We start from the raw sequence: 25572 nt of genomic DNA on the forward strand, positions 1-25572 counted from the left end.
TCAGGTTTTTTATTGAGCAGGCTGTTGGGCGGTTTGATTGCCCCGAATAATTTCAATGCCGCGCACGCGCGCAGGCCCCGAATAACTCGTAGCCGGTGCTTTCACCGGGCCGGCCAGAGCCAATTGGTTGAACTGGTAAAGGCTGCGCTTGGCGTTCTCCAGGTTGGAGGGAGCGTCTTGCTCGCCCGCCCAGTACTTGCTCAGGCGCTGTTCCTGGGCACTGCGTACGGCCAACCGCAAGGTGCCGGCCTGAGTGGCGAGCATCAGTTGATTGAGCAAGGGTTCGGGAACGGCCAGCACCGCAGTCCGGGCGCTGGCACGGCGCAGTGCTTGCTGCTGCGCCTCTTCGGCAGTCAAGGGGCGGCCTGCCAGTTGACCGTCGCTGGTCAGGCCCAGCTCTTCGCCCACACTCAACACCCGCACGGCAGGCAACACCACCTGCGCCGACTGCTGTGGGTTGTCGGTGTCCTGGCGCAGAAACAGCAGGATGTCGACGTAATCGCCGGGGGTTAACTGGCCGCCCGCACTGGCAACTTCGTCGATGGCCACGGCCAGGGCACGTTCGTTCGGGCGGATCATGCGGGCCAAGGGCCCTCCAACGTCAAAGCTTTGCTCGCTCAGCCAGGTCCCTGCGTTAAGCGCACGCCATGGCGTACGCCCCACAGCCTGATCGATCGAGGTCAGGCTGCCGGGTGGCGCGGTACGCAATTTCTCCAGAGACAGGTCAGCGGCTGTCAGCGGCACATGCGGGGGAACATCACGGGCCAACACAACGACCGGCTGCCGGGTCTGATCCTCAACCGTCGCCACTCCCTGCTCAACGGTCTGAGCCACCGGGGCTGTCGCGATCGGTTGTTGCCGGGTCAATACCAACCCCCAGTAACCTGCCACAATAGCGCCGACAAACAAAATCGCGGCCAATATCAAACTGCGTCGATTGTTCATAGTTAAACTCCCTTTCCCCACGGCGTACTGCAGATCCAATAAATCACGCACCATCAGGCAACGATGAACAGATCACGCTGTTTCAATCATTTTGCTTTGTGAAAGTAGCGCAGGCGAACCAAAATGCCATCAGCCCGTCTAAAAATCTTCAAGAATTTATAAATACTCTGATTTAGAACGCATTTCTCGCCCAATACTAATTTGGATTAATACTTTATAATTAGCTATTTATTACAGTTGCTGAACAGTGAATTATTGCCAATGCTGTAATGGCGAATCGGAATCACCCTACAAGCATCCTCAAGCACCAAACTCGGTGTCGCAGTGCTCACCCCGACGCATCAAGGAGATGTCAGATGATTATGAATACTGTTCTGAAAGTGTATGTGCCGGCCCAGGCATTCCTCATACACCAGGCCAAGTTGTTTGCAAAGCGTACGGAAGGCGCTTCGGGTATTGAGTACGCACTCATTGCGGGCATGGTGGCGGTCGCGCTGGTGGCGTTTGTACCGACCATTTCGACTGCCGTCGGGGCAATCTTTACCAAAATCCAGACAGCGGTTACTAGTTCTGCCGCCTAAGATATAAGCCGTTTCACCCACACGTATTTCTTGATACAGAGGACGAGACGGACGTACTTTCTGCGTGGAAAGCACTGCAAAAAGACAAGCGCCTAAGTTGTCATATGCCAACTTAGGCCTTTTTTATTAAGCCCTCGCCCTCCTGCATTCAGCACGCACTTCCCCCTGACTAATCTCTGCAACCTGCAGACATTGGCACGGCGCCAAACAAACACAGACGTTTTATTCCACCAGGTGACGCTGTTTGTTCTTACCCACGTCGTGCCGCCCTGAAAAACCTCATGCCAAAAGGTGCTTAGTTGAGCGTTAAAACAACTTAACACGTCGTTTTTGTCATGGCCGCGCGCTCTTGCAACCGCCTGAAAATTCACTCCACGACACTGAACTCTACCCGCGCAGTTTGCCCACTTTCATCGAGCACACTCAACTCATACCGCCCTGCCTGCTCAAGTGTCGCGTTGAGGGTTTCCTGGCGGGCGCTGTCACCCAGCGGTACGCCGTTGAGAAACCACCAGCGCTGGCCGTCCCCACCCAACGCCGACAACTTGAGGGTCAGCAGCGTCTGGCTCGCAGCGGGGCGTCGCAAGCGGTCGCCCTCACGCACGCCAACAATCGACAGCGCCGTGACCGTGTTCAAGGCAGGGGGCGCACAGGTAATCGAAGCGGACGGCAAACGTGACTCTCGGCGCTCAGCCCGGGGCAGCCAGGGCTCCAGCGGAGCGGGCCACACCGCGACTTCCCGCATCTGTGCCCCGGGACATTGCGGGCCGACACGCAGGCCGTGCGGATCGACCCAGATACGCTCCCGCAACCCCACACCCAAGGGTTGATCAGTGGCCAGCAAGGTGGGCGGCGTGGTGTGATCCAGCGTCCAGGCAAAACGCTGGCGCCGGCAATTGGGATCCCGCTTGTTCAAAGGTTGCCCAAACGGCCAACAAATAGCGGCTACCCCGACGCTGCCCGGCACTGCCGGTACCCGCGCCACAATGCCACGCTGGCTGTCGCGATTACTCAGCACGTCATGAACTTGCAGCATCAGCGGCGCAGCCGACGCCAGACCGAATTGCCCTGGTACCGGCGTGCCATCCGGCCGGCCGATCCAGACTCCGATCAAGTAGCGCGGCCCGACACCGATCGCCAGGGCATCACGAAAACCGTAGCTGGTGCCCGTCTTCCAGGCCAGTTGCGGGCGCTGCACCAGTTCGGCACGCGGGTCACGATCCGGGCGCGCCTGACCGCTGAGAATGCGCCGGATAATCCACGCCGAACCCGGCGATAACAAGCGCCGCTCATGCAGTGGGTCGCTGGGCTGCAGACGCAGACTGGCGCTGCGCCCTTCCCGCGCCAGCGCGCTGTAGCCACTGACCAGATCTTCCAGCCGGCTGCCGGCGCCGCCCAGGATCAGCGCCAGATTGGGCTCGGCCAACGCCGGCAGGCTCAATGGCACACCGCCGTTGCGCATATCACCAGCAAAGCGTTTCGGACCGTAAGCTTCAAGCAACTGCACCGCCGGCAAGTTGAGCGACATCGCCAGCGCCGCGCTGGCCGATACTGGCCCGCTGAAGCCCATGGAAAAATTGCCCGGCCGATAATCGCCATAGCGACGCGGCACATCTTGCAGCAGCGACTCGGAGTGAATCAGCCCGGCATCCATCGCCATCCCGTACAAGAACGGTTTAAGCGTGGAGCCCGGCGAGCGCAGGGCACTGATCATGTCGACATGGCCGAAACGACGAGCGTCGTTGATATCCACCGATCCCAGATACGCCCGCACCGCCATGGTGTCGGTTTCGACCACCACGATGGCGGCCGAAGTGTGTTCTGGCAATCGGGCACGCCAGCCCAATAACAAGTCTTCTAGCCGACGCTGCAGACTGGCGTCGAGGGTGGTGCGAATCAGTGGCGGGCTGTGTGGCCGGTTAAGACGTCGGGCCAGCAACGGTGCGAGGTTCGGTTCCTGACGCGGGGCCAGCAACAGGGGTTCTTCCAGGGCGTCATTGACTGCGGTTGTGGTCCATACGCCATAGTCGGCCAATCGCCGCAGCACTTTGTCCCGTGCCACTTGGGCACGCTCCGGGTGGCGGTCCGGACGCAACCGGCTCGGGGCTTGCGGCAGCACCGCAAGGAGCGCCGCTTCGGAGTGGGTGAGCTGTTGCGGCGGCTTGCCCAGATACGCCCAACTGGCCGCCGCCACACCTTGCAAGGTGCCGCCAAACGGCGCGCGGTTAAGGTACAGGTTGAGGATCTGTTCCTTGGACAAGTGCCATTCCAGTTGCGCCGTTCGCCATAGCTGACGCAGCTTGCCGGACAGCGTGCGCTCATGGGGATCGAGCAATCGGGCAACTTGCATCGACAAGGTGCTGCCTCCCGACAGCACCCGCCCACCGCTCAGGTTTTGCCAGGCGGCACGTCCCAGCGCCAACGGATTAACCCCGGGATGCCTGAAGAACCAGCGGTCTTCATAGGTCAGCAGGGCATCCAGGTACAGCGGTGATACCTCGTGGGTCTGCACAGGGTAGCGCCAGACACCGTTGGCATCGGCAAAGCGCCACAGCGGGGTGCCATCTTCGGCCAGTACCACACGGGCCAGGTCATCCTTGGGCAGTGGCAGAGGCCAAAGACGATCAGCCAGCCACAGCGAGGCGACAACCAGCAACAGGCTGGCAGCGCTCCAGCGCAGGGTTTTCTTCACCTTCAACACCTGGCTTCACGCCCTTGCAGGGAACTACGCGCAGGGCATAGCAGCCCAAGGCGTATCTCTGGCACAGTAGCGGCCTCATTCATCGGGACACACACATGCAAGTTGAAGGATTTTTCGAGAGCCTGGGACAAATGTTCGGGGCCATTATTCGTTTTATCGTTGAAGGGTTGAGTGGCATTTTCAGCGGCCTGAGCAACGCCGGCGGGAATTTCATCGACGGCCTGAGCCGCACCCTGGGCATGGAAACGTCGATCATCAGCATTGCCATTCTGGTGATCGGTCTGCTGCTTCTGTACAACGCCGTCCGGGCTTTCATGCGCGCCTCGATCGTTGGCGGCGTGATCTGGTTGTTGCTGGGGTTATGGGTATTGAGCTGGATCATCAGCTAGAACACCCCAGCTTCAGTAGCCGCTGCCGCAGGCTGCGACGGGCGCCAGCGGCCCGCAGCAGCGGTTACAAAAGAAGGGTTACCGGCCTTTGATCACCATCGGACCCGGCGTTTCGCCCACGGCCTGCCAGTCGGGACGGTACATCGATTCCACCTGTGGCGGCGGTACGCGGTAAGTACCGGGCGTGACGGCACGAGCCAGGTACAGCAAGTGCGAGGTGCCGTTACCGTCCAGATTCAGCGCCGCGACATAACGATCATCCCGGAACTCCTGATGCTGAATGCTGGCGTTTTGCATCGACTCGCGCCATTGCTTGACCTGACTGCTGGCGTTTTCAAGGCTCGCCGCACTTTGGCCCAGGTTCTGGTTTTCCAGCTCCAGGCCCGCCGGCAGCAAATCCACCACCAGCGCATCCGGCACGCGCTCCTTGGCCTTCACCGCCAGATGTACCAGCACCAGATCACCACTTTTCAGGGTGTCGAGGTTGAGCGGTTCGCCATCCATGCCCAGGTAATCACGACGGATACTCAAGTTCTCGCCACCCGCCCGGGGTGCCTGCTGTGGATAACCTGAAATCGTCAGTTGCTGATAAATCGCCGTGCTGCCCTGATTACGCACCGTCAGCGGCGTGGCCAGCAATGGCCCTTCCAGCTTGAGTGCCGGCTGACTGTTGTTCAGCTCGCGGGTCTCTCCAGCGCTACCCAGTTGCGCCGTCCAGCTGGCTTCAGGCTTGCTCAACAGATCACGGCCCGCGAGGAACAGCGAATTACGCTCCTGCGTCGATAGCCACTGGCTCGCTGCCAATTGGTCTGACAGCTCAAACAAGCGCTGCTCGCGCTGGCCGCTCATCAGGTCGTTCTCTTCCAGCAGCGCCAGGATCAGCGCCTGATCACGCAGCGGGCTGCCGTAATCACCCAGCCATTCATTGGCTTTGCGAGTCGCGGCCAAACCGGCCACCAGCGCTTGATCCGCCCGCGGTTGATCGCCCATTTTCTGCAGCGCTATCGCCAACTGCACCAGAGGCAAACCGGAGCGCGCATCACTGCGGCGCTCAAAGAGGCTGCGCAGCGCCCCCAAAGGCGCCTGCTGGCTGCGGGCCAGCACCAACCCCGCGTAGGCCTGCACCGCAAAGCGGGTGTGCTCAAGGTTGTCGCTGTAGTCGGCTTCAATCAGGTTGCGCTCCTGCACGTAACGCATCAGACGCTCGCTGGCCTTTTTCAGCGCCTCGGGCGGAACGGCATAACCCTGGTCGCGGGCGCGCAGCAAGAAGTCGGTGACATAAGCGCTCAACCAATACTCTTCCTGACCGTCCGCGCCCCACAAGCCAAAACTGCCGTTGTAGCGTTGCATGCCCAGCAAACGCTCAATGCCCAGTTCGATCTTGCGTTTGCGCTCGGCGTCCGGCTCGCCTTCAAGGCCCAGGCGTTTGAGCAGCGCAGCATCGGCATACAACGCCGGATACAGGCCGCTGGTGGTTTGCTCGGAGCAACCGTACGGGTAAGCCTTGAGTGCGCGAATCTGCTCGCCCAGGTTCAGCGGCGGACGGCTCGAGAGGCTGAGCAAGGCTTCACGGCCTGCCGGTTCAAAGACTTGCAACGCGTGATCGGGCAGGCTCCACGGCTGGTCGCTGAGCACCGTGCGGTAATGCTTGAGCAACGCCGGGTACGCCGGGCGTACGCCCAAGGTCCATTCGCGAGTAAAGGGCGCCAGGGTTTCTCCCGGCAGGTCGAGCCCCTCGACCGTTACGCCGACCTTACCGCTGCCAAAACCGCCCAGCGCCTTGATCGGGATCTGCAAGGTGCTGCGCTGGCCGGGGCTGAGCTGTAACGTCTGCCGCGCATCACCCAGCAGACTCAACGGCCCTTGGGTATTGAGGCTGACCTGTAGCTGTTGCGGCTTGTCAGTGAGGTTGGACAGGTCCAGGGCCAGGCGGGTCTCATCGCCACCGGCCATAAAACGCGGAGCGGCCAGTTCGGCCACCAACGGCGCAGCCACCACGGTTTTGGCTTCGGCCATGCCGTAGCGGTCATCGGTCCAGGCTTGCGCCATGACTCGCAGCTCACCGTTGAAATCCGGGATTTGCACGCTGACTTCACCTTCGCCCTGCGCGTTCAGCGTCACCGGCGCACTTTGCAGCGCGACAATGTTGACGCTGGTCGCCGGGCGTTTGCCGCCCTTGGCCAGCGCCGCATCCCCGCCAAACGCCAGGCTGGCCAGACGGCCCTGCCCGGCTTCAATCAATTGCCCGTAGATATCCAGTTGGTCCGCACCATAGGCCTTGCGCCCAAACAGACTCGCGTAAGGGTCCGGGGTTGGATATTCGGTGATATTCAGTACCCCCACATCCACTGCGGACAACAGCACATGGGCTTGCGCAGGAATGCTGCCATCGGCGTTTTTGGCCTGCACCTTAACCGTCAGCACTTGTTTGGGGCGCATTTTTTCCGGGGCATCGAGGGTCACCGCCAACTTGCGTGCGGTACGATCCAGCGGAAGATGAAGCACACCCACTGCGCGTTTCGGGGTGATATTGGCCTTGCGCTCGCCGGGCCGGATCACCAGCGCACTGACATACAGGTCATGCCGCGCCCAAGTGGAATCAAGTTTGACCTCGAATGTTTTGCCTTCGGCCGGCACCTCGATTTCTTCCCACCACAACGGGCCATCGCTGCCCTCGACCAGCAAGTAACCCTTGCCCGCTGCTGGCGGCGTCACCGTGACCCGGGCGGTATCACCCTCGGCATACGCAGCCTTGTCCAGCGCCAGCTTGACCTGATCGGGACGCACCGCTCCGCCTTCAGCGTTGTCCTGGGCACGATAACCGGCCCAGACACGCAGGCTGCTGACCAGGCCGGTCTTCGGGTCTTCGACTTCAACCCGATACGGGCCCCACTCCACCGGGAAGCTGACGGTGGCGGTTTCGCCAGCCTTGAGGTTGACCGTTTCTTCGCTGAGGTTGAGGAACTTCTCGTTGTAGTGATAGCTCCAGCCGTCGTTGTCCGAGTAGTTCCAGTAGTAATCGCGGCGTTCGCGAACCAGCCGCACCTTGAGGTTCTCGGTCGCCAGTTTGTGGCCTTCGTTGTCGGCCACCAGCAGTTCAAATTGCACCGGGCCATCGCCATCGGTTTCGGTGCCCTCGAACAGCCCGCGTATACCCGGCAGACGATCCGCCGGCCACACCGGTTGCACCAGTCGCCGGGTGATCGGCCGCCCGCCGGACTCCTGCAAACTGGCCTGGACGATCAATTGCAGCGGCGACTTGGCGTTGCTCCACTGGCTTTCAAGGCTGATGGTGTATTCGCCCTCAGCATTGAGCACACGTTCTTCGAGCTCCAGATCCTGGCTCAGCTCTTCTTCAGTCACAGAACCAAACTGATAACCCGGCAAGGTCTTGACCGCTTCGCGCAACGGCCGCACATAGACCTGACCGCTCAAACGATTACCCGCCGCCGGGGCGCCGTACAGGTAACGGCCATTGACCTGGATATCCGCCGTTTGCCCGGGTGCCAACGGCGTGGCGCTGCCCTTGAGCTCCAGGGCCAGACGCTCGGGCAGGAAGTCTTCGACCAGGAATTCATAAAGCTGCGGCTTGCCATCACCCAGATCAAACACCAGTTGCCAGCGCCCGGTCGGGGCTTCGCTGGCCAACTGCAACGGGTATTGATAGAAACCGGACGCGTCCGGTGTCCAGACAAACTTGCGGCTCACCTGCTCGTCCGGGCGACGCACTTCAACGCTGACCGGCTGCGGCTTGACCGGGTGGCCATCACGGTCACGGAGCAAGGCATTGAGCAGTACGGTTTCGCCCGGGCGGTACAGGTCTCGCGGGCCAAACACGAAAAACTGCAACGGGTGCGCCTGCGGCCCGCCAATGTCGAACTCGGCCAGGTCCAGCGCAGCGGTGTTCAACCGCAGCAAGCTGGTTTGATCACCCTGGCGGGCCAACAGCACCTCGGCCTTGGCAGGCAATGCCAGTTCCGCATGCCCCTTATTGTCGGTTTTGCCCTGGGCCAGCATCTTGCCCTTGCCGTCGAGCAGTTCCAATTCGACGTCGCTCAAGGCACTGCCGCCTTCCAGCGCCTGGGTGAAGACATCCAGGCGCTTCTGGTAGCGGTGCACCGAAAGACCAATGTCACTGAGGGTGAACAAAGTGGCCGGCTGTGAATAGTTGTAGCTACCAGACGCTTTCATCACCGCCAGATAAACACCCGGCTGCTGCAAGGGCTTGATGCCCGCCGTTGGCAGAATCAGGGTTTCGCGCGTATTGCGCGCCGGGTTCAGATCAAAGCGCCCACCGTAGACCAGCTCGGCCATCGACAACAGGTCGCGGGCTTCATAGCTTTGCAGGCTGCTGTTACGGCCCCATTGGCTGAGAAACGCGGGCAGGGATTCGGGTTTGACCCGAAAGAACTCGACATCCACCTTGTCGACGTTCAACGCAATAAGCGGCAAACCTTCGGCCAGACGTGTCGGCAGCAAAGTACCCCGGCTGGCAAAGCCGACCGTAGGCTGCAGGTCGCGGGTTTCGAGACGACTGACGTACTCGCCGGCCAGTTGGGTGTCATTGACCCCGCGCAGGCCAGGGTCGACGGTGAGGATCAACTTACGCTGCGGCTCCAGATGGCGCAGGCGCAGCTCCATCAGGTTGTCGGAGAGCTCCCAGGCGCCATCGACCTTACCGCTCTTGGCGTCCACCACATGCAGTTTGTCCGCGAAGTTCTGTTCGGGCTCCAACGGCACCGAGAAACTCACGGACAAGGCGCTGGCACCGTCCAGTTGCACCTCGGACACATCCACCACACTTAACGCCTGCCCGGCATAGCGCTCGGCCAGAACCTTGACGTCCTGAATCGGCGGCGTCACCGCTGCCGATGGCGGCACCGGCTGGTCAGGGGTCGAAGAATCACAAGCGCTCAGCAGCGCCAGCGCGCAAGCCAGGAACAATCCTTTGTTAAGCATGGTGTACTCGTTGACTGGGCAGTGAAGGCATTGACTATATACGAACCGCAGGCATCGAGATCTAAAGCCCCTCTCCCTTTCCCGGAGGGAGAAGCAACTAAAGACAGAAGCTGATTTGGGCAACACCACAAATCAGCTTCCCAAAGGAGCTGTATGTCTTCCCTATTCCCCAATTGAAGGGATCAAGCTCGTACGCCTATGTACATTTCAAGTTCAGTTGGCAGCGGCTCATTGATTAATGAGGCAATTTCTCGGACTTGGTCATTGGTTAATAACCGCTCACCATCACATTCGGCAGCCAAACTCTGCCAGCCAAGACATTCCATTACTGCCAGCTCCAACTCAGGAGAAACATTCAGCTCAAATTTGATTGAGCTGTCTTCGCTGTTGCCTGCTAAAAACCCTGTAATTTCCAAGAACATGCTTGCCTCCTTATTTTGGTGTTGTTCTGCCTGCTTTTGGAGGCTTTCTCATTTTTCCAGTATCAGCATCGAACTCACCTAAGTGCTTGCCCTGCTTGTCGTATATCTCAACAGCTCCGTTCTCGCTGTCCCACTCATAAATCCTTCCTTTTTTATCTTTCCAGCGACTTCGCTTTTTACCACCACCCTGGACACTTGATTTCGGACGATCACGTACCGCATCAGGAAAAGCCGTCAGTCCTTTTGGCGATGGGTAATAACTGTGGTCACCGCCAATAGGTTTAGCAAACACCACATACAGCGACTTTAGACCCGTCTCTGCGGGAAAGATCAGAATGCAATCGTCAGTTGTAATGTTCTCGCCGGGCAAGCCTTCGACTTGGCTGTCAGCATTCTCCGGGATCGGATGCACAAAAATAGTGCCCAGTTGCGCTCCTCTATTGTTGGGGTAAATCAGCGGCGCAATGGGCCCTAAAGACCCACTTTGAGGCGTCCAAATAATGGTAATCCCACTCAGTTCGGCTTCCATCGCGGTTTTGGCCGCATTCCACTTGACCTGAATTGTGCGAACCGAGTCGTCCCCTAAGGCACTAGTGTGAATTCCGTAGACCTGCAAAACGCCTTCGGCATCACGCCGAAACTGAAAACGCACCCGTGTAGCGACCCGGCTCATTGTGCGTAGCTGGCCGTCAGTATGCAGCGTACCGTCAGCCATTTTTGCAGGGAGCATACCCAGTATAAAAACGCCGGCGGGGCCGCTAACTCCGCGCAGCATCCAGGTCAGCCGCTGTTGCATAATGCCGCCACCGGCCACACGAGCGAGGCCGGCATCGGCCCCAAGGGCTAAGGCTATAGCCGCCGAAGCGTCAGGTAAAAGCATGGAGGTAGCCACCATGACATTGCCGAAATTCGAGGCAGGCTCTATGGCTGCACCAGCATCTGTACGGCACCAGTTTGATGACACACAGGACTTGGCAAAGACCAAGTCTGTACGCTCCGCGGGGGACGGCCACTCATCTCTTGGAATGTATATAGGCATAGGTACAGAGGGTTTGTTCCACGCAGCCCATGAGGCTCCGCCGTTCGGAAGTGAGCCTCCCATAGGCCTGCGAAACAAAGGGTCATCAGAATCGGCTTTTTTCATCCTGAGTTACTGCCTGGCTATATGTCAGGCCAAGGAGCATGTGGCTGACTATCTCTACCGGTCAATTTGACTACGTAACTTGATTTGACTACGTAACTTGGAGTGTCAGATGGACCGAGCAGCCAGGTTTTGCAGCTGCTGTGCAGCCTTCGTGCCTCGTCAGCGGCTACAGAACTGCGTCGTCCCGCTACAATGCCGCTCCCCAAAGGAGCCTGCATGTCCTCTTCCTTACTAGCTGACTGGCGCGACCGTCCGACCCATCGCCGGGTGTGGGCGTTGGCGGCGCCGATGATTCTGTCGAATATCTCTGTTCCGCTGGTGGCGCTGGTCGACAGCACCGTCATCGGCCACTTGCCCCACGCCCATCAGTTGGGCGCCGTCGCGGTGGGCTCCAGTCTGTATGTCTTTCTGGCCTGGGCAATGGGCTTCTTGCGCATGGGCACCACCGGGTTTGCCGCTCAGGCCGCCGGACGCGGAGACGGCACGGCGCTTCGGCAAATCCTGCTGCAAGGCCTGCTGCTCAGTGTGCTGCTGTCGATGGTGCTGGGGATGATTGCGATTCCCTTCAGCGGGGTGGCGCTCAGCGTCATGCAGCCGTCGGCCGAGTTGCATGGGCTGACCCTGGACTTCTTCCACACCCGCCTGTTCGGTCTGCCGGGGGCGCTGGCCACCTATGCCCTGGTCGGCTGGTTCCTGGGCACGCAAAACGCCCGGGCACCGCTGGCCATTCTGCTGACCACGAACCTGGTGAACATTGCGCTGAACCTGTGGTTTGTCCTCGGTCTCGATTGGGGGGTGGTCGGTTCGGCACGGGCCTCGGTGATTGCTGAATGGAGCGGCGCCCTGCTGGGCCTGTGGCTGACCCGCAGTGCATTGCGCAAGTACCCGGGCGTCCTGCTGTGGGCCGCGCTGCGGGTGTGGCAAAACTGGAAACCGCTGCTGGGGGTCAACCGCGATATTTTTATCCGCAGCCTGATGCTGCAGTCCGTGTTTTTCCTGATCACCCTGCAAGGCGCACGCCTGGGTGATGCCACGGTGGCTGCCAACGCGCTGTTGCTCAATGGCCTGCTCCTGGCGGCCCACGCCCTGGATGGCTTGGCTCACGCCGTAGAAGCGTTATGCGGACACGCCATCGGCGCCCGGGACCGCCAGGCATTGCGCCGTTCGATGGTGGTGGCCTGTGGATGGTCTTTGCTGGCGAGCCTGGGCTTTGCCCTGCTGTTCTGGCTCGGCGGGCATTTATTCATCGAGCTGCAGACCGACATCCCGAGCGTGCGCGAAACCGCCTTCCAGTACGTCCCTTATCTGGCGCTGTTACCGCTGATTGCCGTGTGGAGCTACCTGCTCGACGGGCTGTTTATCGGCGCCACCCGCGCCCGTGAAATGCGCGATGCCATGGTGATTAGCGTGCTCCTCGCCTTCCCGGTAGCCTGGGCCTTGCACAGCTTTGGCAACCACGGCCTGTGGATAAGTTTCCTGCTGTTCATGGTGCTGCGCAGCCTGACGCTGGGTGTCTATGCGTGGAACATGCAGCGCAAGGATCAATGGTTCAACCCTTGATCGACAGGCATAAAAAAACGCCGCTCCCCTTCAGGAGGCGGCGTTTTTCAAGGCTTCGAGAAACTTACGAAGACAGGTACGACGAGCGGGTCAGGCCCAGGCGCAAAGCATCCAGGTACTGAGTGCGCTCTTTGGTGCTGATATTGGCGCTGGCCACCTTGTCACGGTAATGAGTCATCAACTCTTCGGGCGACAAGTGCACATAGCGCAGCATGTCCTCGATGGTGTCGTGGGTCTCGATACCGGCGTGGTAAACACTGCCATCCGGATTCTGGTAGATGTTCACCGAGTCGGTGTCACCGAACAGGTTATGCATGTCACCCAGGATTTCCTGGTAAGCGCCCACCAGGAAGATACCCAGCAAGTAATCCTCGCCTTCGTTCAGCCCGTGAACCGGCAAGCTGGTTTCGATGCTCTGCTCGTCGACGTATTGCTTGATCTTGCCGTCGGAATCGCAGGTCAAGTCTTGCAGTACCGCACGGCGCAGCGGCTCTTCGTTGAGACGGTGCAGCGGCAGGATCGGCAAGACCTGGCCAATCGCCCAGGTGTCCGGCAGGCTCTGGAATACCGAGAAGTTGCAGATGTACTTGTCAGCCAGCTTGTCGTTGAGCTCGTCGAGCACCTGACGGTGGGAACGCTGACGCGCTTTCAACGAGTTATGCAGGCGACGGCAGACCGCGAAGTAGCACTGCTCGGCCAGGGCTTTTTCAGACAGGGTGATTTTGCCGTCGGCGTACTGGGCCGCCACGTCGCTCATGTAGTGCGTCGCGCGCCAGTAGGTCTCGGTGACCATCTCGATGTCGGTCGGACCCAGCAGGTCAACCAGCCACTGAACGGTTTCGGGCAGGCTTTCTTTATTCTCGATCACCGGCACGTCGTCGTTGTGTTTCTCGACGTCGGTGACTTGCACCACCAGCATGGCGTGGTGAGCGGTCAGCGAACGGCCGCTTTCAGAGAAGATATGCGGGTGCGGCAGGCTTTGCGCGTCGCAGAACTCCTTGAGCATGCCCACCACGACACCGGCGTAGTCGTCCATGTCGTAGTTGATCGAACTGGCGTTGCGCGAGTGCGTACCGTCGTAGTCCACGCCCAGACCGCCGCCCACGTCGATGTGATCGACCGGCAGGCCAAGGTTGCGCAGTTCGCCGTAGTAACGGATCGCTTCTTTGAAACCGTGCTGGTAGTCGGCCAGGTTGGCGATCTGCGAACCCATATGGAAGTGCAACAGACGAATGCCCTGATCCAGGCCAGCGGCACGGAAGCGTTCAACCACCGACAGCAATTGCGCGGCAGACAAACCGAACTTGGATTTTTCGCCACCGGTGTCAGCCCATTTGCTCGACGCAAGGGATGACAGGCGTACGCGCAAGCCGACCTGCGGCTTGACCTTGAGCGAGGCAGCTTCTTCGATCACGAGGTCTACTTCAGACTCTTTCTCGATCACGATAAAGACGTTGTGGCCCAGCTTCTGGCCCATCAATGCCAGACGGATGAACTCACGGTCCTTGTAACCGTTGCAGACGATGGTGCCGCCCTTGGGGGCCAGCGCCAGCACAGCCAACAACTCAGGCTTGGACCCGGCTTCCAGACCAATCGAAACATCCTGGGTAGCGATGATGTTCTCGATCACGGCTTCTTGCTGGTTAACCTTGATCGGGTACAGCGCGGTGTACTGGCTCTGGTATTCCAGACGCTCGATGTTGGCATCGAAGGCGCCGGTCAACTGCCGTACACGGTCTTGCAAAATATCCGGAAAACGCACCAGCAATGGCAAAGACAAGCCACTTTTACGCAGTTCGTCGACTTGCTCGTACAGATCGATGGGCGAGCTGTTCGGGCCGTTCGGACGTACTTCTACGCGACCGGCTTCATTGATCGCGAAATATCCGGCCCCCCAATGGCGAATCCCATAAACACTGCGGCTGTCCGCAACTGTCCATTGGCTGCCATCGTCTTTGCGTGTGCGTCGTACGGACATTGAAGTCCCCTATAAATAAGTCAAATAGCCCAGCCTGAGAGCAGGTTGGCGCAGTCTAAAGAGTGAAAGTGACGATTAGAGTCTGTGCAGGGTAGACCCTGACAACAGCGCGGAGTTTAGAAACCCGTCAGAACAGGCTCTGTGAAAGCCATGGCGCGCGTGCCCTGTCAGCCCCCGGAGGGCGACAGGTCGGCGACGCGGTGGTCTTCACAGAGGCTGCTAACCGCCGGACTTCCTGGCCTTGAACCCGTGCTTTACCAGCTCGCCCAGCAGCAGTTCGACGTGATCGCCCTGAATCTCGATGATGCCGTCCTTCAACGCACCGCCGGTACCGCAGCGTTTTTTCAACGCCGTGGCCAACTCCTTGAGCGCGTCTTCAGCCAGCGGCACGCCGGTTATCGTCGTAACCGTCTTGCCGCCACGGCCTTTGCTTTCGCGACGTACGCGAGCAATGCCATCACCGTCGGGGATTTGGGTTTGTTTGCAGGTACAGGCGGCCACCGGCTGGCTACAGTCCGGACAGTGACGACCTGCGTCGGTGGAAAATACCAGGCCACCCAGGGCGGCGAAGGATGCGGCTTTTTTGGCCACCGGCAATCCTCATTTGGAGGACAAGAAATTGGCCGGTGCATGACGCTGATGCGTCGCGCTCTACCGACCGCGAAGCCCCACTCTGGCAGGGGCAGCGCAACTCAAGCGAAAAACGGCTTGAGCGTGAAAAAGGTCGCGCAGTGTAACGACAAATGTCCCGCTGCCCAAGAGCCAATCGGCGCAAAATTTCACGCAAACCTATGGATACTCTGTTGCCAATCAAGTGCCGCAGCCTGCGCACCTCGGCTACGCCGCCGGACGCGGCCTCGTTCTACTCGTCCGCGGCTACACATTACGCGCTACAGGGCGCCTTTGCGCATCAGGTAACGCTTCAGCGCATCCAGTGAATCCGGGCAATAGGGTTGCAGTTCACTCAAGCGCAAGGCCTCGGACACCGGGAGGAAATGGGCGTGCTGGACTTCTTCGGGCTGGATCTGCAGCGGCCCGTCCCACACGGCCGAAAACACGGCACACCAGAGATGGTTTTCCGGGCCTTCGAAGTAAAACCGGTCGTGGGCGATCAACGACACACCGCTCACGCCCAACTCTTCTGCCAGTTCACGGGAAGCCGACTCGGCATAGCTTTCATCAACCCCCACCATGCCGCCCGCCGCCACATCCCAATACCCGGGATACAGCGCCTTGCTCTGGGTGCGCTGATGCACGCACAACTCGCCAGAGCTGTTGAACAGCAGGATAAACGTGCCGCGCCCGATCAGGCTGCGCTCACGCAGCTCATGGCGCGGCAAAGCACCCAGGATCCGGTCATCACGGTCGACCCACACCACCTGTTCGACATCGGAGGCCGCACGGTGCGCGGCTTCCGAAGCTGAGATCGCCATGTTTTATCCTTGCGAGAGCAATTGACGAAGGTCCATGACTGCTGCGTTAGCCCGGGAAATATAGTTGGCCATGACCAGCGAGTGGTTGGCCAACATGCCATAACCGCTGCCGTTGAGGATCATCGGGCTCCAGACGGGTTCCTGAGCGGCCTCCAGCTCACGAATGATCTGACGAACACTGACCGTCGCGTTCTTTTTGGCCAGCACATCGGCGAAGTCGACCTCAATGGCACGCAGCAAGTGGGACAAGGCCCACGCCTGACCACGCGCTTCATAGAACACGTTGTCGATCTGCATCCACGGCGTTTCGACGATTTCCTCGTCCACCACCGGCACCTGGCCCGGTTGCAGGCTTTCGGTTTTCAGCGTGCTGTTGAGCTTGACGCGACCCACGCTGGCCGACAGACGCTGCGACAGCGAACCCAGACGGGTCCCTACATCACCCAGCCAGTTGTTGAGGTTATCGGCGCGGGCATAGAACAACGCGTTTTTCTGATTAGGATCAGACAGGCGCGCCTGATAACGGCTCAGTGAGTTAAGCCCTTCCTGGAACTCGGACTCGCTGGAAGGCAGCATCCAGCTCTTGTTATCGAAGTTGAACCGCGGCTCGGCCTTGGCCAGATCCGCATCTTCGGCCGACTGCGACTGCGAGCGGGCGAAGTCTTTGCGCATGGCACGGGTCAGGTCACGTACTTGCACCAGCACGCCATATTCCCAGCTCGGGATATTGTCGAGCAGCACGCCCGGCGGAAAACGGTCATTGGACAGGTAGCCACCCGGCTTGGTGAGCAATGTACCGGCGACGGCCTTGAGCGTTTCAACCGTGGTAAAACCCGGGACTATTTGCTTGCCGTCTTTCTCGGCAGCCTGTTGGGCCACTTGCTGGACCGGGAACAGGGCCGGCTCCTGGCTCCAGTACCACCCGAGCCCCAGGCACACCAGGACATAAATGCCCACCAGCACGGCAATGGAGCGACTCAACAAAATGCTTTTGAAATAGCCATGCGGCTTTGCAGGTGTCTCCTTGACCGATTCGCGGGTGCTGCCCTCACGCTTCTTCCAGTCCAGCATGGCTATGTCCTTTTCAATACTTGATTCAACGGTTCGACCACAACCCTACCCCATCGTGCCTTGCATACATGCTTTTTAATCACACAGAAGCCGGGCCGGGCGCTACAGCACGGCACTATAGAACAAGCTCGCAGCCACGCCTATGCACGTGCGGCGTTCCGGTATCCAGACACTCAAACGAGACAGACGCATTGAGGGTCGGTTTTTGACCTGCACCTGCGCCGATCGACCCACTCCGTTATCATGGCCGCACGTTTGATTTGCGAGATTGCCATGCGCCGCCTGATGTTGATCCTGTGTGTGTTGTTTGCCGTGCCAGCCTTTGGCGCCGGGCTGCTGGATAACCGCCCCAGCGCCACCCTGGGGGCGATCAATAACAGCAGCGATTTTTTACCCGTGCGAGAAGCGTTCAAGCTGAACCTGATCGACAGCACTCCCGAAACGATCACGCTGCGTTTTGTCCCCACCGAAGGTTATTACCTGTACCGGCACAAGTTCGGCTTCAAGACCGAACCCGCCGGCATCGCACTGGGTACTGCGCAATTGCCGCCCGGCGAAGCCAAGCACGATGAGTACTTTGGCGATGTCGAGGTGTATCACGGCATTCTCGATGTTGAAGTACCCCGCCCGACCAACGACTCACGTGCCTTCACCCTGCTGGTCACCTACCAGGGCTGCGCCGACAAAGGGTTGTGCTACCCGCCTGAAACCGAACGCCTGAGCATCGATGGCACGACCGTTTCAGCACCCGCCAATGACAGCAGCATGCCGGCAACGTCCTGGAGCTGGCGCGAACTGGCGCTGTTTTTCCTCGCCGGCCTTGGGCTGACCTTTACCCCCTGCGTGCTGCCTATGCTGCCGATTCTGTCAGGCGTGGTATTACGCGGTCAGGTGGGCGGCCTGCGCGGTTTCAGCCTGTCTCTGGCCTACGTATTGCCCATGGCGGCGTGCTTTGCACTGCTGGGGGCGCTGATGGGCATGTTCGGCGCTCAACTCAATCTGCAGGCCCGTCTGCAATCGGTGTGGGTGCTGGTCCCGTTTGCCCTGTTCTTCGCCATTTTTGCCCTGGCGATGTTTGGCGTATTCGAGCTGAAGTTGCCGCAAGCCATCAGCAACCGCCTGGATCGCGTCGCCAATCGCACCCAGGGCGGATCGCTGTGGGGCGCTGCCGTGCTGGGCGTGGTCTCCAGCTTACTGGTATCGCCCTGTGTGTCAGCACCACTGGCCGGTGCCTTGCTCTATATCAGCGCCAGCGGCGATGCCTTAGGCGGCGGTTTGAAATTGTTCGCGCTGGGCCTGGGCATGGGCGCTCCGCTGCTGCTGGTGGCCACTGGCGGTGCAGCATGGCTGCCAAAGAGCGGGCCGTGGCTGGTCAGCGTCAAAAATGCGATCGGCGTGTTGCTGCTAGGCCTGGCCATTGGCTTGCTCAGCCGCGTGCTGCCTGGGCCGATCACCTTGCTGCTGATCGGTTTGCTGGCGGTGGGCGTGAGCCTGTTCCTGGGCACCCTGGAGCTGACCCACAAAACTCCGCGCCAGCGCCTCGCCCAACTGCTAGGCCTGATGCTGCTGGTTTATGGCCTGGCCTGCTGGTACGGCGCTCTCAATGGCCAGGGCAACCCGCTGAATCCTCTCGGCCCTTCGCAATCGATCAGCAACGCCACACCGGCCGCCCCGCAACAGGCAGGCCAATGGCTCAGCATCAGCACGCCCGCCGAGCTGGATAACGCGCTGGCCGAAGCCAGGGCAGCAGGCCAACCGTTGTTGCTGGACTGGTACGCCGACTGGTGCATCAGTTGCAAGGTGATTGAACATGAAGTGCTGGACAACCCGCGTGTGCTCGCTTTGCTCAAAGGCTACCGGATGATTCGCTTCGACATGACGGCCAGCAATCCCGAGCAGCGTGCCCTGCTCGATCACTACCACTTGTTCGGTCCTCCGGCGCTGATGTTCTTTGGTAAAAATGGCGCCGAAATAAGTGACCAGCGGGTCATCGGCGAGATCAATGCGGCGGACTTCGCCGAACGTGTCGCGAACGCGAATGACCAGAACTAGAGCTCCAGTCACAAACTTTTCGCGAACATCGGTCATTGTGCTGGCTATTGCAGTTAACTGGACAGCGAATCCGCTTTTCGGCATAGTCGCCCGGCACTGACAACTGCACACACATAACAAGGAACAGCAGATGGCGACCTTTCTGGTGCTGCACGGCCCCAACCTGAACCTGCTCGGCACCCGTGAGCCGGGCGTCTACGGCGCGACTACCCTGGCGCAAATCAATCAGGATCTGGAGCAGCGGGCCCGTAATGCCGGTCACCATTTGCTCTATCTGCAAAGCAATGCCGAGTATGAATTGATCGACCGGATTCATGCCGCCCGCGATGAAGGGGTGGATTTTATTTTGATCAACCCGGCTGCTTTTACCCACACCAGCGTGGCATTACGTGACGCGTTGCTGGCAGTGAGCATCCCATTCATCGAAGTGCATTTGTCTAACGTGCACAAACGCGAACCTTTCCGCCATCACTCCTACTTCTCCGACGTTGCGGTAGGTGTGATCTGCGGCCTTGGCGCCAGCGGTTATCGACTGGCCTTGGAGGCCGCCCTGGAACAGCTTGAACTACAAGCTAAACGCCCCTGACCGACCCATTGGGAGTTGACGATTCATGGATATCCGTAAAGTTAAGAAACTGATCGAGCTGCTGGAAGAGTCCGGTATCGACGAGCTGGAAATCAAAGAAGGCGAAGAGTCCGTACGCATCAGCCGTCACAGCAAGACTCCAGCCCAGCAGTTCTACGCGCCTGCTCCAATGCAAGCGCCAGCCGCTGCCGCTCCGGTCGCCGCAACCCCGGTTGCTACCATCACCGAAGCTCCGGCCGCCCCGAAACTGAACGGTTTTGTGGTCAAGTCGCCAATGGTCGGTACGTTCTACCGCACCCCGGCGCCAACTTCGCCAGCCTTCGTTGAAGTGGGCCAGACCGTTAAGGTCGGCGACACCATTTGCATCGTTGAAGCGATGAAAATGATGAACCACATCCAGGCTGAAAAAGCCGGTGTTATCGAATCCATCCTGGTAGAAAACGGTCAGCCGGTTGAGTTCGACCAACCGCTGTTCACCATCGTTTGAACCACGGGGAGCCAACGATGTTGAAGCCTCAGAAGCTGGAAAAAGTTCTTATCGCCAACCGCGGTGAAATCGCCTTGCGTATCCTGCGGGCGTGCAAGGAACTGGGCATCAAGACCGTCGCAGTGTACTCCACTGCCGACAAGGAACTGATGCACCTGGGCCTGGCGGACGAAACCGTCTGCATCGGTCCGGCACCAGCCAACCTGTCTTACCTGCACATTCCGGCAATCATCGCGGCCGCTGAAGTTACCGGCGCCACGGCGATTCACCCGGGCTACGGCTTTTTGGCTGAAAACGCCGACTTCGCCGAGCAAGTCGAGAAATCCGGCTTTGCCTTCATCGGTCCTAAAGCCGATACCATCCGCCTGATGGGCGACAAGGTGTCGGCCAAGCACGCGATGATCGCGGCAGGCGTTCCGACGGTTCCGGGTTCTGACGGCCCGTTGCCTGAAGACGAAGAAACCGCACTGCGCATTGGCCGTGAAGTCGGCTACCCGGTGATCATCAAGGCCGCTGGCGGCGGCGGTGGTCGCGGCATGCGCGTTGTGCACCGCGAAGAAGACCTGATCGAAGCAGCCAAGCAGACCCGCGAAGAAGCAGGCGCCTGGTTCAGCAACCCGATGGTCTACCTCGAAAAATACCTGACCAACCCACGTCACGTGGAAGTTCAGGTGCTTTCCGACGGCCAGGGCAATGCGATCCACCTGGGCGACCGCGATTGCTCGCTGCAGCGTCGTCACCAAAAGGTTCTGGAAGAAGCACCGGCACCCGGCATTGACGAGACCGCACGCGCAGAAGTTCTGGCGCGTTGCGTTCAGGCGTGTATCGACATCAACTACCGCGGCGCAGGCACGTTCGAGTTCCTGTACGAAAATGGTCGCTTCTACTTCATCGAGATGAACACTCGCGTGCAGGTAGAGCACCCGGTTTCCGAAATGGTCACCGGCATCGACATCCTCAAAGAGATGTTGAGCATTGCGGCAGGCAACAAGCTGACCTTCAGCCAGGACGACGTAAAAATCCACGGTCACTCGCTGGAATGCCGGATCAACGCTGAAGACCCGGCGACGTTCATGCCGAGCCCGGGCATGGTCAAGCACTTCCACGCACCAGGCGGCAACGGCGTTCGCGTCGATTCGCACCTGTACAGCGGCTACAAGGTTCCGTCCAACTACGACTCCCTGATCGGCAAGCTGATCACCTGGGGCTCGACCCGTGACGAAGCCATGGCGCGCATGCGCAATGCCCTGGACGAGATCGTGGTCGACGGGATCAAAACCAACATCCCGCTGCACCGTGATCTGGTGAATGACGAAGGCTTCTGCGAAGGCGGCGTCAACATTCACTACCTGGAACACAAACTGGCTAACCAGTAAGTTTGTTTTCTGATCAACAAAGCCGCTTTCGAGCGGCTTTGTTGTTTACGGGTTTTGCTGACGCCCGCCAGGCGCTTCATCGTATTTTGATTACCCGCCACGCCCCTGCTCGCGTAAACTTGCGCGCTTTCGCGGCCCGACAGGCTGCATATTCCTCTTAATTCAAAGGTGCCCGCCATGCCTTGGCTGCAAGTACGCCTCGCCATCAGCCCGGAACAAGCCGAAACCTACGAAGACGCTTTCCTCGAAGTCGGCGCTGTTTCGGTCACGTTCATGGACGCCGAAGATCAACCGATCTTTGAACCTGAACTCAACACCACCCCACTGTGGTCGCACACCCACTTGCTGGCACTGTTCGAAGGCGGCACCGAAGCCAAACTCGTTCTGTCCCATCTGGAACTGCTGACCGGCTCGCCCTTGCCCGAGCACCACGCCGAAGTCATCGAAGACCAGGATTGGGAACGCAGCTGGATGGACAACTTCCACCCGATGCGCTTCGGCCAGCGCCTGTGGATCGTACCCAGCTGGCACGCAGCTCCCGAGCCGGGCGCCGTGAACCTGCTGCTCGATCCGGGCCTGGCGTTTGGCACCGGCACCCACCCGACCACCGCGCTGTGCCTGGAATGGCTCGACGGTCAGGACCTCAAGGACTGCAACGTGCTGGACTTCGGCTGCGGCTCGGGGATTCTGGCCATCGCCGCCCTGCTGCTGGGCGCCAAGGAGGCCATCGGCACCGATATCGATGTACAGGCGCTGGAAGCCTCGCGCGATAACGCCGGACGCAACAACATCGAGCCGGCCCTGTTTCCGCTGTACCTGCCCGAAGACCTGCCACAGGTTCAGGCCGATGTCGTGGTCGCCAATATCCTCGCCGGGCCATTGGTCGCACTGGCACCACAACTGTCGAGCCTGGTCAAACCCGGTGGCCGCCTGGCATTGTCGGGTATCCTCGCCGAACAGGGCGAAGAAGTGGCGGCTGCCTACGCCAGGGATTTCGACCTTGACCCTATCGCCAATCGCGACGGCTGGGTGCGCATCAGTGGCCGTCGGCGCTAGAATGCACGCCTGACTAATCCGGATGGCCGCATGAGCGATAGCTTCGTTACACAGTGCCCGCATTGCCAAACCAGCTTCCGCGTCAACCATGCTCAATTGAGCATGGCGCGCGGCGTGGTGCGCTGTGGCGCCTGCCTGCAAGTGTTCAATGCCGCACAGCAACTGCTGAATAAAAGCACTGAAACAGAGCAGCCACCGGTCGCGACGCCCGCTGCTGTGGCACCCGCGACCATCGCGCCGCCCGCTACGCCCAAGGCCGCCGAACCGACACCGTGGCAGGCGACCGAGCTCGACCTCGACCATCTGGATCTGGACGAAGAACTGGCCAGGCTTGAAGAACTTGAAATCCAGCCCAGCAAAAGCTTCGGCCAACCGCACAAACCCAAAGACCCTTCGCTGAGTGCGCGGCGCGAAACCTCCGACGCAGAGGAAAGCGAATGGTCTGACAGCCTGTTCAGCGACTCTGCTGCCGAGCGCGCCGAAACCTCGGCGCTGGCGGCACAGGCCGCAGCAAAGCCCCTCGAGCCAAACACATCCGAACGCACCGAGCCGTCCCTGTCTCTCGACATCGACGATCTCGACGACACCCCGCAACTCAGGTTGTCGATGGACGATGATGAACAGGAGCCGCCGCTGATCGGCGAACGCCTGTCAGCAACCGATGACGAAGACGAAGACGAAGACGAAGACGAAGAGATTGTTGAGGCGGCCCCTGCCGGCAAAGACAAATCCAGACGCAACGAACCGGGCATACGCGATGACATGCTGCTGGATCTGGTCGACACGCCCCTGCACCTGGACTGGAAAAAGCGCCGCAGCCCTTGGGGCAAGCGCCTGCTCTGGGGCTTGCTGGTGCTGTTGGCGGGTGGCGCGCTGGCCGGCCAGTACATTGCCTACCACTTCGAGGAGCTGGCCCGACAGGACCTGTACCGCCCTTACTTTCAGCAAGTGTGCCCACTGATCGGCTGCACCGTACCTTCAAAGGTCGATATTGACCGGATCAAAAGCAGCAACCTGGTGGTGCGCAGCCACCCTGAGTTCGCCGGGGCACTGGTAGTCGATGCCATCCTGTATAACCGCGCGCCGTTCTCCCAGCCGTTCCCCTTGCTGGAAATGCGCTTCGCCGACCTCAATGGCAAAATGATTGCCAGTCGCCGCTTCAAACCCGGCGAGTACCTGAGCGGCGACCTGGCCAAGGCCGAAATGCCACCACAAACCCCTATCCATATTGCTCTGGACATCCTTGATCCGGGCCCCAAGGCGGTTAACTACAGCCTCAGCTTTCACTCCCCGGAATGAACCTCACGCGTTTTTAGTGGCCAGCGACACGCTTGCGGCCATGAGTTGACCTCTGCGAGCTGGCGGTTCAAGCAAGCAACTTGCCACGGGTTGTTCAATTTTTATCCAGTTCAGTCTTTATCCAGTCATCGAGAGCGGGTATCATGCCAACCCTTTTTCGAACTCCCAAGATCCGGCCCCACAACAGGGAAGTCCTATGTCGGCGGTACGCATCGGCCCATATACATTACATAACGGTTTGATTCTCGCCCCGATGGCGGGCGTCACAGACCAGCCCTTTCGTCAGCTTTGTCGACGGATGGGCGCAGGCCTGGTTGTTTCGGAAATGGTCACCAGCGACATGAGTCTCTGGAACAGTCGCAAATCGCGCCTGCGCATGATTCACGACGGTGATCCCGAGCCCCGCTCGGTACAGATTGCCGGCGGTGACGCGCAAATGCTGGCAGACGCCGCCAGAGCCAATGTGGAACTGGGCGCACAGATTATTGACATCAACATGGGTTGCCCGGCCAAGAAGGTTTGCAACAAGGCCGCCGGCTCCGCGTTATTGAAAGATGAAGCATTGGTGAACGAGATCCTGCAGGCCGTTGTGGCCGCAGTTGATGTGCCGGTCACCCTGAAAATCCGTACCGGCTGGGACCGGGACAACAAAAACGGCCTTACGGTGGCAAAAATTGCCGAACAGGCCGGGATTCAAGCACTGGCAGTGCATGGCCGAACCCGGGCCGACCTTTACACCGGCGAAGCCGAGTACGACACCATCGCCGCGATCAAGCAGGCCGTGTCGATCCCGGTGTTTGCCAATGGCGACATCGATTCACCCCACAAGGCCCGGCATGTGCTGCAAGCAACCGGCGCCGACGGACTTTTGATTGGCAGGGCGGCCCAGGGGCGGCCCTGGATTTTCCGCGAAGTTGATCACTTTTTGCGTACCGGGCAACTCTTGCCGGCACCGCAGATGAGCGAAGTGGAACGTATTCTGCTAGAGCATCTGGCCGCATTGCATGCCTTCTATGGGGAGGTGCTGGGCGTACGTATTGCCCGCAAGCATGTCGGCTGGTATCTCGCAACCTTGCCGGGCGCCAAGGAGTTTCGCGCCCACTTCAATCGTTTAGAAGATACGGAAGCACAATGCGCCAACGTTCAGGCGTTTTTCGCCGAACGACACAAGAGCCTGGTGACAGGGGACGAAGGATGGGTGGCCGCATGACGATGATGACCGAGACATTAGTGAGTGGAACAACGCCCGTGAGCGACAACGTCAACTTGAAACAGCACCTCAATACACCAAGCGAAGAAGGTCAGACCCTTCGCGGGAGTGTCGAAAAGGCGCTGCACAATTATTTCGCCCATCTGGAGGGCGCTGAAGTTACGGACGTGTACAACCTGGTGCTTTCAGAAGTCGAGGCCCCCTTGCTCGAGTGCGTCATGAACTACGTCAAGGGCAACCAGACCAAAGCATCCGAGTTACTGGGACTGAACCGCGGTACCTTGCGCAAAAAACTCAAACAGTACGATCTGCTGTAAGCATTC

Annotated in this window: 20 protein-coding genes; 11 read left to right on the forward strand and 9 right to left on the reverse strand. The window is 59.7% G+C overall.

Features of this window, described 5'->3' with window-relative positions; genetic code table 11:
• Positions 1-9 precede the first annotated feature (9 nt).
• Positions 10-945 (reverse strand): Flp pilus assembly protein CpaB, encoded by a 936-nt coding sequence (gene cpaB / locus DQN55_RS19610; RefSeq protein WP_048382658.1) that lies wholly within the window; start codon positions 943-945, stop codon positions 10-12.
• Positions 946-1301: 356 nt separating this feature from the next.
• Between cpaB and DQN55_RS19615 the strand changes: the two genes are divergently transcribed.
• A complete protein-coding gene (locus DQN55_RS19615) occupies positions 1302-1526 on the forward strand; it encodes a Flp family type IVb pilin (protein WP_048382659.1) in 225 nt (74 codons plus the stop codon).
• 367 nt (positions 1527-1893) lie between these two features.
• Here DQN55_RS19615 and pbpC read toward each other — a convergent pair whose 3' ends face one another.
• Positions 1894-4185, reverse strand: coding sequence for a peptidoglycan glycosyltransferase PbpC (gene pbpC, locus DQN55_RS19620; RefSeq protein WP_048382899.1), 2292 nt, complete (start codon positions 4183-4185; stop codon positions 1894-1896).
• 137 nt (positions 4186-4322) lie between these two features.
• Between pbpC and DQN55_RS19625 the strand changes: the two genes are divergently transcribed.
• Positions 4323-4616: a hypothetical protein gene (locus DQN55_RS19625; protein ID WP_048382660.1), complete on the forward strand. Its 294-nt coding sequence runs from the start codon at positions 4323-4325 to the stop codon at positions 4614-4616.
• Between the two features lie 78 nt (positions 4617-4694).
• Here the strand turns inward: DQN55_RS19625 and DQN55_RS19630 are convergent, their stop codons facing one another.
• The 3 genes from DQN55_RS19630 to DQN55_RS19640 all read right to left on the reverse strand — a co-directional run bounded on the left by DQN55_RS19630 (position 4695) and on the right by DQN55_RS19640 (position 10982).
• Positions 4695-9575, reverse strand: a complete 4881-nt coding sequence (locus DQN55_RS19630; RefSeq protein ID WP_048382661.1) for an alpha-2-macroglobulin family protein — start codon at positions 9573-9575, stop codon at positions 4695-4697.
• A gap of 182 nt (positions 9576-9757) precedes the next feature.
• Positions 9758-9997, reverse strand: a complete 240-nt coding sequence (locus tag DQN55_RS19635; protein ID WP_048382662.1) for a pyocin S6 family toxin immunity protein — start codon at positions 9995-9997, stop codon at positions 9758-9760.
• A gap of 10 nt (positions 9998-10007) precedes the next feature.
• Positions 10008-10982, reverse strand: a complete 975-nt coding sequence (locus DQN55_RS19640) for a colicin E3/pyocin S6 family cytotoxin (protein ID WP_231995622.1) — start codon at positions 10980-10982, stop codon at positions 10008-10010.
• Positions 10983-11357: 375 nt separating this feature from the next.
• Between DQN55_RS19640 and DQN55_RS19645 the strand changes: the two genes are divergently transcribed.
• Positions 11358-12701 (forward strand): MATE family efflux transporter, encoded by a 1344-nt coding sequence (locus DQN55_RS19645; protein WP_048382664.1) that lies wholly within the window; start codon positions 11358-11360, stop codon positions 12699-12701.
• A gap of 64 nt (positions 12702-12765) precedes the next feature.
• On the opposite strand, the gene speA is transcribed toward DQN55_RS19645, so the two are convergent.
• The 4 genes from speA to DQN55_RS19665 form a co-directional block, all read right to left on the reverse strand.
• Complete coding sequence (gene speA / locus DQN55_RS19650) at positions 12766-14679, reverse strand: arginine decarboxylase (protein WP_048382665.1); 1914 nt, start codon at positions 14677-14679, stop codon at positions 12766-12768.
• 219 nt (positions 14680-14898) lie between these two features.
• Complete coding sequence (locus tag DQN55_RS19655; protein WP_048382666.1) at positions 14899-15270, reverse strand: translation initiation factor Sui1; 372 nt, start codon at positions 15268-15270, stop codon at positions 14899-14901.
• A gap of 299 nt (positions 15271-15569) precedes the next feature.
• Complete coding sequence (locus tag DQN55_RS19660) at positions 15570-16112, reverse strand: NUDIX hydrolase (protein ID WP_048382667.1); 543 nt, start codon at positions 16110-16112, stop codon at positions 15570-15572.
• Positions 16113-16115: 3 nt separating this feature from the next.
• Entirely contained in the window at positions 16116-17183 is a 1068-nt protein-coding gene (locus DQN55_RS19665) for a DUF2333 family protein (RefSeq protein WP_048382668.1), read from the reverse strand.
• A 273-nt stretch (positions 17184-17456) separates the two neighbouring features.
• Between DQN55_RS19665 and DQN55_RS19670 the strand changes: the two genes are divergently transcribed.
• The 8 genes from DQN55_RS19670 to fis all read left to right on the forward strand — a co-directional run bounded on the left by DQN55_RS19670 (position 17457) and on the right by fis (position 25566).
• Positions 17457-19235: a protein-disulfide reductase DsbD gene (locus DQN55_RS19670; protein WP_048382900.1), complete on the forward strand. Its 1779-nt coding sequence runs from the start codon at positions 17457-17459 to the stop codon at positions 19233-19235.
• A gap of 130 nt (positions 19236-19365) precedes the next feature.
• Positions 19366-19821: a type II 3-dehydroquinate dehydratase gene (aroQ, locus tag DQN55_RS19675; RefSeq protein WP_048382669.1), complete on the forward strand. Its 456-nt coding sequence runs from the start codon at positions 19366-19368 to the stop codon at positions 19819-19821.
• Positions 19822-19846: 25 nt separating this feature from the next.
• Positions 19847-20308, forward strand: coding sequence for an acetyl-CoA carboxylase biotin carboxyl carrier protein (gene accB / locus DQN55_RS19680; protein ID WP_048382670.1), 462 nt, complete (start codon positions 19847-19849; stop codon positions 20306-20308).
• 17 nt (positions 20309-20325) lie between these two features.
• A complete protein-coding gene (accC, locus tag DQN55_RS19685) occupies positions 20326-21684 on the forward strand; it encodes an acetyl-CoA carboxylase biotin carboxylase subunit (protein ID WP_048382671.1) in 1359 nt (452 codons plus the stop codon).
• A 177-nt stretch (positions 21685-21861) separates the two neighbouring features.
• On the forward strand, positions 21862-22740 hold the full coding sequence (gene prmA, locus DQN55_RS19690; protein ID WP_048382672.1) for a 50S ribosomal protein L11 methyltransferase: 879 nt from the start codon (positions 21862-21864) through the stop codon (positions 22738-22740).
• Between the two features lie 30 nt (positions 22741-22770).
• Positions 22771-24039 carry a DUF3426 domain-containing protein gene (locus DQN55_RS19695; RefSeq protein ID WP_048382673.1) on the forward strand — a complete coding sequence of 423 codons (1269 nt, stop codon included), beginning with the start codon at positions 22771-22773 and terminating at the stop codon, positions 24037-24039.
• Between the two features lie 196 nt (positions 24040-24235).
• Entirely contained in the window at positions 24236-25249 is a 1014-nt protein-coding gene (dusB, locus tag DQN55_RS19700) for a tRNA dihydrouridine synthase DusB (protein WP_048382674.1), read from the forward strand.
• On the forward strand, positions 25246-25566 hold the full coding sequence (gene fis / locus DQN55_RS19705) for a DNA-binding transcriptional regulator Fis (RefSeq protein ID WP_003439210.1): 321 nt from the start codon (positions 25246-25248) through the stop codon (positions 25564-25566). Before dusB ends, fis begins: the two co-directional genes overlap by 4 nt.
• Positions 25567-25572 lie beyond the last annotated feature (6 nt).

The organism is Pseudomonas taetrolens, assembly GCF_900475285.1.
Classification (GTDB): domain Bacteria; phylum Pseudomonadota; class Gammaproteobacteria; order Pseudomonadales; family Pseudomonadaceae; genus Aquipseudomonas; species Aquipseudomonas taetrolens.